The following is an 8,834-nucleotide window of genomic DNA, read 5'->3' on the forward strand; positions in this document are numbered from 1 at the left end:
ACGACATGCCAGGGACGGACGACATGCCAGAAACAGACGGCACACCAGAAACAGACGGCACACCAGGCGCGGACCGGATAACGGGAGCGGACGACCGCCTCGCCCGCTTCGAGGAGCAGCGCACCCGCCTCTGGGCCGTCGCCTACCGCATCATGGGCACCGTCACCGACGCCGACGACGCCGTCCAGGAAACCTGGCTGCGCTGGCAGGCCCTGCCCGACGACCCTCCGGTGGCCAATCCGCGCGGCTATCTCACCACCGTGGTCAGCCGCATCTGTTACGACCTGCTGGGTTCGGCCCGCGCCCGCCGCGAGATGTACGTCGGACCCTGGCTCCCCGAGCCGCTGCTCGGCGCGCCCACCGCCGCCGGGCCCGCCGCCCCCGAGGACCGGGTCACCCTCGACGAATCCGTCGGAATGGCCCTGATGACCGTCCTGGAACGCCTCACCCCCGCCGAACGCACCGCCTTCGTCCTCCACGACGTCTTCGCGGTCCCCTTCCCGGAGATCGCCGAGGCCGTCGGCCGTACCCCCGAATCCGTACGGCAGCTGGCCTCCCGCGCCCGCAAGAGGGTCCGCGCCGAGGCCCCGCGCCGCACCGTCGACCGGGCCGAACACCAGCGCACCGTCGAGGCGTTCCTGTCCGCCGTCATGGGCGGCGACTTCGCGGCGCTGCTGAACGTGCTCGACCCCGAGGTCGTCTGGCGCTCCGACGGCGGCGGCAAGGTGAGCTCCGCCCGCCGCCCGGTCCTGGGCCGCGACAAGGTCGCCCGTTTCGTGCTCGGCCTGATCACCCGCAGCATCGATGCGTCGACGACGCGGTTCACCGTACGGGACGTCAACGGCGCCACCGGGCTGGTCTACTTCGACACCGCCGGCCGGCAGGCGGGCGTCCTCGCCTTCACCGTCGACGGCGGCCGGATCACGGAGGTCGACGCCGTCACCAATCCCGACAAGCTCGGCCACCTGGACTTCGACAGCTTGTGACGGGGCGGGAAGCGGGGGCGGACTGTGGGGACCGGCCGGGACGAAGAACAGCCGGACCGGCCGGGACTCAGAACGTCCGCTCCGGCTTCCCCTTGCCGTACAGCCAGGCGTCGAAGAGCGGCTTCAGGTTCTTGTGCGTCCGCGCCTGGCTGAAGGCGACGAAGTCCGCCGAATCGGCGTTGCCGTAGCGGTACTTGGCGGCCCACTCCCTGAGGATCCGGAAGAACGCCGGGTCGCCGACGGCGTCCCGCAGCTGCTGGAGCACCATCGCGCCCCGGTAGTAGACGGGAGGGCCCGTCACATTCGCCGCCGTGCCCGGCCGGCCCGGCGGAAACGCCCACAGCGGGTCGTCCTTGCCCCGCTTGTAGAGCGCGTCGAACAGCTGCTGGGGCGTCCTGCCGCCCTCGTGCTGGGACCACAGCCACTCGACGTAGGTCGCGAAGCCCTCGTTGAGCCAGGTGTCCTGCCAGGTCTTCGGCGTCACCGAGTCGCCGTACCACTGGTGGGACATCTCGTGCACCACCGTCAGGGTGTCCGGCGCCCCCGCGTAGTCCGGCTTGGTCTGGTTCTCCAGAGCCAGCCAGTCGATGCGCGGCGGGGTGTTGTCGACGATCGCGCCCGCCGAGCGGAAGGGATACGGGCCGAAGAGCTTGCGTTCCCAGGCGATGATCTCCGGCAGCCGGCCCAGCGCCTCCTTGCTGCGCGCCACCTCCGCCGGATCGACGGCCTCGTACAGCGGCAGCCCGTCGGGCGTACGGGACTGGGTGACGCGGAACTTCCCGATGGTGGCGGTCGCCAGATAGCTGGCCATCGGCTGCCCGCTGTGCCACACGAAGGTCGTGCGGCCCCCGACGGTCCTGCGCGACCGCAGCTCCCCGTTGGCCACGGCCGTGTACGGCTCGGGCACGGTGATCGTGAAGTCGTAGGTGGCCTTGTCGCTGGGGTGGTTGTTGCCCGGGAACCACGCCATCGACCCCTCCGGCTCCCCGGTCACGAAGGCGCCGTCGGCGGTTTTGACCCATCCCTCCGTCGAGGCGTCCGGGTCCGTGATCTCCTGCGGGGTCCCGTAGTAGGTCACCCTGGCGTGGAAGGTCGCACCCCGTTGCAGTACGGCTGCCGGGGTGACCGTCAGCTTGTGCCCCTTACGGGAGAAGCCCGCCCGTGCGCCGTCCACCTGGACGCCGGTCACCTTCAGCCCCTGAAGGTCGAGTTTGAACGACCGCAGGTCCTCCTTCGCCTTGGCGGTGATGTCGGCGGATGCGGTCAGATACCGCTTCGGCACGTCGTAGGCGAGGTCGAGCCCGTAGTGGATGACCTGATAGCCGCCGTTCCCGAGCGACGGGAAGAGGGGATCGCCGACCCCGCCGCTGCCCGCCACCCCGTCGTCGGCCGTCGCCCCGGCCGTACAGGAGGACAGCAGCAGGGCGGCGGACAGCGCGGCGATGACACGACGGTGCGGCAGGGGCCGACGGGTGGTCACAGCACTCCCAGGGTCACTGATCGGACAATTCCGACCCTAGGGTTCTTTCCACGGGATGGCAGATCCCTTCCGGACAGAGCGCGCTATGGCGCAATGAGTTCCGTCGAATGAGTTCCGTGGAATGCGCTCCGTCGAATGCCTTCCGTCACGTGAGTTGCGTCAAATGAGTTCGTCGAATGAGTTCCGTCATACGAGGGCACCGCCCGAGGGCCGCCCGCCACCGGAGCCGGCGGAGCCGCCCCCGACGCTCCCCGCCCCGGCCGGCCGCCGTTGCTCCGCCCAGCTGCCCAGCGCGGCCGCACAGGCAAGATCCAGATGCCGCAGCCCCGACAGATCCAGCTCGATCTCCCGGTCCAGGGGCAGCGCCTCCAACTGGTCCAGCAGCTTCGGCAGCCGCAGAAAGGTCGCATACCCGATGGCCCGTACGCGGATCGGGCGCCGGGTCCCGGGCCGCGCGGACTCCTCCATCCCGACGATCTCCAGATGGACGTGCGAGGTCTCCCACGCCGATTTGGCCACCGCCAGCAGCAGCCCCAGCAGCACCCCCTCGAACATATTGGTCGCCACGATCGCCACCGCCGTCGCCGCCAGCACCACCGCCTCGCCGCGGTGCTCCCGCCACAGCGGGCGCAGCTCGCGCCAGGGGATCAGCTTCCAGCCCGCGTGCAGCAGGACACCGGCCAGCGCGGCCACCGGTACGACCCCCAGCGCCGCCGGGAACACCGCCGCGAACACCAGCAGCCACACGCCGTGCAGCACCCGCGACGCCTTGGTCCGCGCGCCCGCCCGCACATTGGCCGAGCTGCGGACGATCACCGCGGTCATCGGCAGCGCCCCCAGCAGCCCGCACGCCGTATTGCCGATGCCCTGCGCGATCAGCTCCTTGTCGTAGTCGGTGCGCGGCCCGTCGTGCAGCCGGTCGACCGCGGCCGCGCTGAACAGCGACTCCGCCGAGGCGATCAGCGCGAACGCCAGGACCGTGCCGACCGCGCCGAGTTCGGTGAGCCGGCCGACATCGGCCAGGCCCGGCGGCTGTACGGACTCCAGCAGCCCCTGCACCTCGACCCGTGCCACCGGCAGGTCCAGGACGAACACCGCAACCGTCGCCAGCACCACCGCCACCAGGGGAGCGGGCAGCAGCTCCGCGGCCCGCCGCCAGCGCGGCCAGAGCAGTAGTACGGCTAGGGTCAGCGCGCCGATCGCCAGCGCCGCCGGCCCGGTGTCGGAGCCGGCCGTCCCGGCGACGAGTCCCGGCAGCCCGCCCAGATTGGCCGGCCCGTTCCCGGGCGCCTTGGCGTCCACCAGGGCGTACACCTGACTGGCCATCAGCACCAGGCCGATCCCCGCCAGCATGCCCTGCACCACCGCAACGGAAATGGCCCGGAACCACCGCCCGAGCCGCAGCGCCCCCATGACCAGCTGGACCACTCCGGCCGCCACCACCAGCGCGCCCAGACCCCCGAGCCCGTACTCCTGCACGGCCTCGTAGACCAGCACGGTCAGCCCGGCGGCCGGCCCGCTGACCTGAAGGCTGCTGCCCGGAAGCAGCCCGGTGAGCAGCCCCCCGACGATCCCGGTGATCAGCCCCAGTTCGGCCGGCACACCGGAGGCGACGGCCACCCCGACACACAACGGGACGGCCACGAGGAAGACGACGAGCGACGCGGTGACGTCGGCGCGCCAGCGGACCAGGCGCCGCGAGGACGGTGACGGAGTGGGTTGCCTCGGTGTTTTCGGCGAATTCTGCATGAGGGTGCCTCCAGCGTGACGGGGCGCGGCGGCGCGCGCCGCGGCGGCGCGCAGGCGGGCACGCGGCGTGGCGCCATGGACGTGACGGCTGGATCCGTCGGAATGCGCGGGCCGGGGAAGGCCCTGGGGCGGCTCTCGCTCGGGGATACGGCGTACCGCTTCCTCCGACGCATTTCGGCTGGCTGGTCAGTGCCCTCCATTGTGTCCAAGTCGCCATGCTCTGCGGCGACTCGGCATGTAACCGCCCTGTAAACGCGGAACTGCCGAAAAGGAATGATCAGCTCCGATCGTCCCGGCGCCCGCCCGGCGCGCATCGCTCCCGGCCCCGCGCCCCTCCTGCCCGCCGGCCCCGTACGACCGCTTGACGCCCCACCCTGGCCCGAGCATTATTCATCGCATGATGAATTACTCGACCGACCCACCTGGCCCACCCGACCTGCCCGCCCCGGCCACGCCCTCCGCCCCCTCCACCCCCGCCGTCCACGCCCACGACCTCACCGTCGTACGAGGCGGCCGCACCGTCGTCGACAACCTGGCCTTCGACCTCCCCCGCGGCCGCATCACCGGCCTCCTCGGCCCCTCCGGTTGCGGCAAAACCACCCTGATGCGGGCCATCGTCGGCACCCAGGCCAAGGTCAGCGGCACCCTCGACGTCCTCGGCCACCCCGCCGGCCACCCCCGGCTGCGCCCCCGCATCGGCTACGTCACCCAGGACCCGGCCGTCTACGACGACCTCACCGTCCGCCAGAACCTCGACTACTTCGCCGCCGTACTCCACCCCGGCCGCACCGCCCGCGCCCGGCGCCGCGCCGCCGTCACCCGCGTCCTCGAAGACGTCGACCTCACCGACCACGCCACCGCCCTCGCCGGCAACCTCTCCGGCGGCCAGCGCAGCCGCGTCTCCCTGGCCGTCGCCCTCCTCGGCGCCCCCGAACTCCTCGTCCTCGACGAACCCACCGTCGGCCTCGACCCCGTCCTCCGCCGCGACCTGTGGAACCTCTTCCACACCTTCGCCGCCGACCGCGGAACGACCCTCCTCGTCTCCTCCCACGTCATGGACGAGGCCGAGCGCTGCCACCGACTCCTGCTGATGCGCGAGGGCCGTCTCCTCGCCGACGGCGCCCCCGACACCCTCCGCGACCGCACCGGCACCCCGACCGTCGAGGCCGCCTTCCTCCACCTCGTCGACGAGGCGCGGGCGGCACCTGCCTCGTAGGGCGAATGGACTGCTGTCCCTGTGACCGTGACGAGCACCCGGCCTCTGACGAGCACGCGGCCCGTGACGAGCACCCGGCCTCTGACGAGCACGCGGCCCGTGACGAGCACCCGGCCTCTGACGAGCTCCATCCCGTGACCGTGACAAGCCCCCGCCCCATGCCCCCTCCGCCCCCACCCCACCCCATCACCGCACCTCACCACCCCCAAGGAGCCGACCCCATGCCCACCGCACCACCGGCCCTCGCCCACACCCCCCGAACGCCGCCCTTCTCCCCGTCCCGCACCCTGGCCACCACTGCCCGCGTCCTGCGCCAGCTGCGCCACGACCCCCGCACCCTCGCGCTCCTGCTCCTCGTCCCCTGCGCGCTCCTCGCCCTCCTCCGCTACGTCTTCGACGCCCACCCGGCAACCTTCGACAGCATCGGCGCCTCCCTCCTCGGCATCTTCCCGATGATTACGATGTTCCTGGTGACCTCCATCGCCACCCTCCGTGAACGCACCTCGGGCACCCTGGAACGCCTGCTCGCCATGCCCCTCGCCAAGGCCGAGCTGCTCACCGGCTACGCCCTCGCCTTCGGCCTCCTGGCGATCCTCCAGTCCGCCCTGGCCACGGGCCTCGCCGTCTGGGCCCTCGGCCTCGACGTCACCGGCTCACCCTGGCTGCTGCTCCTGGTGGCCGTACTGGACGCCCTCCTGGGCACCGCCATGGGCCTGTTCGTCTCGGCCTTCGCCGCCTCGGAATTCCAGGCCGTCCAGTTCATGCCGGCCGTCCTGATGCCCCAGCTGCTGCTCTGCGGCCTCTTCGCCCCGCGCGCCACCATGCAACCGGCGCTGGAAGCCCTCTCCGACGCCCTCCCCATGTCCTACGCCGTGGACGCCATGACCGAGACCCTCACCCACCCCCACATCACCGCCGCCTTCCTCCGTGACACCACCGTTGTGACCCTCTGCGCCCTCCTGGTCTTGACCCTGGGCGCCGCCACACTGCGCAGACGTACGAGGTAGCGAACCGCGGGCCGCGCACCCCCCCGCCGCCCCGCCCCACACCCACCCTCCCGGGCCCCACGGTGCAAGGATGACCACGGCACCCGCCCACCCACCCCGGAAGGTGAACCCGCCCCATGCCCCAAAAGGTCGCCGTCCTCGGCACCGGAAAAATCGGCGAAGCCCTCCTCAGCGGAATGATCCGCGGCGGCTGGGCCCCCTCCGACCTCCTGGTCACCGCCCGCCGCCAGGAACGCGCCGCCCAACTCCGCGAGCGCTACGGCGTCGAGGCGGTCAGCAACGCCGAGGCCGCCAAGTCCGCCGACACCCTGATCCTCACCGTCAAGCCCCAGGACATGGGCGCCCTCCTGACCGAGCTCGCCCCGCACGTCCCCGCCGACCGCCTGGTCATCAGCGGCGCCGCCGGCATCCCCACCGCGTACTTCGAGGAGCGCCTGGCGGCCGGCACCCCCGTCGTACGGGTCATGACGAACACCCCCGCCCTCGTCGACGAGGCCATGTCCGTCATCTCCGCCGGCACCCACGCCACCGCCGGACACCTGGCCCACGCCGAGGAAATCTTCGGCACCGTCGGCAAGACCCTCCGCGTCCCCGAGACCCAGCAGGACGCCGCCACCGCCCTCTCCGGCTCCGGCCCGGCCTACTTCTTCTTCCTCGTCGAGGCGATGACCGACGCTGGCATCCTCCTCGGCCTGCCCCGGGACAAGGCCCACGACCTGATCGTCCAGGCCGCCATCGGCGCCGCCGTGATGCTCCGCGACAGCGGCGAACACCCCGTCAAACTCCGCGAGAACGTCACCTCGCCGGCCGGCACCACCATCAACGCCATCCGCGAACTCGAGAACCACGGAGTCCGCGCGGCCATGATCTCCGCCCTGGAAGCCGCCCGGGACCGCAGCCGCGAACTGGCCACCGGCAACGGCTGACACCCGCCGCGGCCCCCTGCCGCGGGCCCCGCTCCCGTACGGGCCTACCCCTACGGGAGCGGGGCCCGGCCCTTACCCCATCAACCCCACCGCCCGATAAGCCGCATCCACCCGAGGCCGGGCCATCCCCCGGGCCCGCTCGGCCCCGCCCCGCAACACCGCATCGACATACCCTCGGTCCGCGGCCAACTCCGCATGCCGCTCTCGCACCGGCCGCAACCCCTCCACCACGGCCTCGGCCACATCCCTCTTCAACGCCCCGTACGACGCATACCCCTCGGCGAGCCGCGCCGGCTCACCGCCCGAAAACGCCGCCAGCACATCCAGCAAATTCGCCACCCCCGGCCGCGCACCCCGCTCATACACCACGCCACCGTCGCCGCCCTCGTCCGTCACGGCGCGCATCACCTTTTTCCGCACCACCTCCGGCTCATCCAGCAAATACACCACCCCTGTTTTCCTCCCCTGCCCCGACTTCCCCATCTTCGACGTCGGATCCTGCAAATCCATGACCCGTGCCGCCACCTCCGGATGCGTGGCCCGCGGCACCACGAACGTCTCCCCGTACCGCTGGTTGAACCGCACCGCCAGATCCCGCGTCAGCTCCACATGCTGTGTCTGATCCGCCCCGACCGGCACCTCCTGCGTCCCGTACGCCAGGATGTCCGCCGCCATCAGCGCCGGATACGTCAACAACGACACCCGCACGCTCTCGCCCCGACGCGCCGCCTCCGCGGACTTCTCCTTGTACTGGATCATCCGCCGCATCTCGCCGTCGCTGGCCGTGCACTCCATCAGATACGACAGCCGCACATGCTCATCCACATGGCTCTGCACGAAGACCGTGCACCGCTCCGGATCCAGCCCCGCCGCCAGCAGCAGCGTCGCCGCCTGCCGACTCAGCCGCCGCACCCGCGCCGGATCGTGCTCCACGGTCAGCGCATGCAGATCCACCACGCAGAACAACGCATCGCCCCGGAGCTGATCCACCTCGACCCACCGCCGCACGGCCCCCAGGTAGTTCCCCAGCGTCAGATGCCCCGTCGGCTGCACCCCGCTGAAAATCCGGGGCCCCACCGCAGCACCGGCAGTCGTGACGTCCACCATCGATCTCTCCCCTATGTCGTGGGACGCCGCCTCACCGGCCGGCTACGCGAGGGAGATACGAGAACGGCCGCCGAAGCGGCGGCCGTGGTCATGCATGCGCAGAGTGAGCGGCCGCCGTCAGGCGGGCCACCACAGCTGTACGAGCGCATGCGCAGTCATGCCCCACAAAGTACCGCCCGCCCCACCCCTCCGCACGGATTTGAAGCACCCCACCCCCTCGTGTAGTGTTCTCCGAGTTGCCACGGGCCCATCAAGCCCCAGGCAGCCATCCCGCCGCTTCGCGGCACACCACTACTGCACGGCCCCTCATCGGGATGAATTTCGGCATGCCGAAATTCGGACCGGGACTCGATTATGAGTCAC

7 protein-coding genes are annotated in these 8,834 nt (G+C 71.5%); 4 read left to right on the forward strand and 3 right to left on the reverse strand.

The genetic code is table 11. From position 1 onward, the window contains the following. Nucleotides 1–23: 23 nt before the first annotated feature. Nucleotides 24–986 (forward strand): RNA polymerase sigma factor SigJ, encoded by a 963-nt coding sequence (sigJ, locus tag SNA_RS00975; RefSeq protein WP_078969590.1) that lies wholly within the window; start codon nt 24–26, stop codon nt 984–986. 67 nt (nt 987–1,053) lie between these two features. Here the strand turns inward: sigJ and SNA_RS00980 are convergent, their stop codons facing one another. Beyond that, nucleotides 1,054–2,466 (reverse strand): M1 family metallopeptidase, encoded by a 1,413-nt coding sequence (locus SNA_RS00980; protein WP_030066218.1) that lies wholly within the window; start codon nt 2,464–2,466, stop codon nt 1,054–1,056. Nucleotides 2,467–2,652: 186 nt separating this feature from the next. Beyond that, nucleotides 2,653–4,215 (reverse strand): SulP family inorganic anion transporter, encoded by a 1,563-nt coding sequence (locus tag SNA_RS00985; protein ID WP_078969591.1) that lies wholly within the window; start codon nt 4,213–4,215, stop codon nt 2,653–2,655. 397 nt (nt 4,216–4,612) lie between these two features. On the opposite strand from SNA_RS00985, the gene SNA_RS00990 reads away from it, so the two are divergent. The 3 genes from SNA_RS00990 to proC all read left to right on the forward strand — a co-directional run bounded on the left by SNA_RS00990 (nt 4,613) and on the right by proC (nt 7,364). Beyond that, nucleotides 4,613–5,431, forward strand: coding sequence for an ABC transporter ATP-binding protein (locus SNA_RS00990; RefSeq protein ID WP_030066221.1), 819 nt, complete (start codon nt 4,613–4,615; stop codon nt 5,429–5,431). 221 nt (nt 5,432–5,652) lie between these two features. Next, on the forward strand, nt 5,653–6,438 hold the full coding sequence (locus tag SNA_RS00995) for an ABC transporter permease (protein WP_030073979.1): 786 nt from the start codon (nt 5,653–5,655) through the stop codon (nt 6,436–6,438). A gap of 116 nt (nt 6,439–6,554) precedes the next feature. Beyond that, nucleotides 6,555–7,364 (forward strand): pyrroline-5-carboxylate reductase, encoded by an 810-nt coding sequence (gene proC / locus SNA_RS01000; RefSeq protein ID WP_044362550.1) that lies wholly within the window; start codon nt 6,555–6,557, stop codon nt 7,362–7,364. Between the two features lie 72 nt (nt 7,365–7,436). Here the strand turns inward: proC and trpS are convergent, their stop codons facing one another. Then, nucleotides 7,437–8,471, reverse strand: a complete 1,035-nt coding sequence (gene trpS / locus SNA_RS01005; RefSeq protein WP_044362552.1) for a tryptophan--tRNA ligase — start codon at nt 8,469–8,471, stop codon at nt 7,437–7,439. Nucleotides 8,472–8,834 lie beyond the last annotated feature (363 nt).

It is taken from the genome of Streptomyces natalensis ATCC 27448 (genome assembly GCF_000935125.1).
In the GTDB taxonomy this organism is placed as follows: domain Bacteria; phylum Actinomycetota; class Actinomycetes; order Streptomycetales; family Streptomycetaceae; genus Streptomyces; species Streptomyces natalensis.